The organism is Pseudomonas sp. 2995-3, assembly GCF_002742565.1.
Classification (GTDB): Bacteria; Pseudomonadota; Gammaproteobacteria; order Pseudomonadales; family Pseudomonadaceae; genus Aquipseudomonas; species Aquipseudomonas edaphica.
Genome location: NZ_LJSB01000167.1, coordinates 1 through 440 on the forward strand (window position 1 = coordinate 1; position 440 = coordinate 440).

1 protein-coding gene is annotated in these 440 nt (G+C 63.9%); it reads left to right on the top strand.

The window, feature by feature from the left end; genetic code table 11:
• Window positions 1–440 (top strand): DUF6531 domain-containing protein (locus tag AOA62_RS11715; protein ID WP_256592316.1); only part of this gene is annotated, 440 nt, incomplete at both ends.

The following is a 440-nucleotide window of genomic DNA, read 5'->3' on the forward strand; positions in this document are numbered from 1 at the left end:
GTGACCATTGGTGGCGGTTCGGTGGTGGTGCGTGAGATTCGCAGCGGCAAGACGCCTGGCGTCGGGTTGGCGGTTACGGCGTTGTTGATGCTAAAGGGTGGCAAAGGCAAGTTCTTCAGCAAGTTGCCGTGCATGTTGGTCAGCGGCGCCACTTCGATGGCCATCAGCAGCGCGATGGGCGCTGCGGCCAACGCCGCGATGGGCTCGTCGAACCCGGTGCATGCCGCGACGGGTGCGAAGGTATTGGGCGACGTCGACGACCTGGATTTCGTGCTGCCGGGTATCCTCCCGATTGACTGGCAGCGCTTCTACAACAGCCGCGATGAGCGCCCGGGCAGCCTGTTTGGCGTCGGCTGGAGCGTACCCTACGAAGTATGCGTCGACATTCAGCCGCATCCCGAGGGCGGCGAAACGCTCGTGTATACCGACGAGCAGGGGCG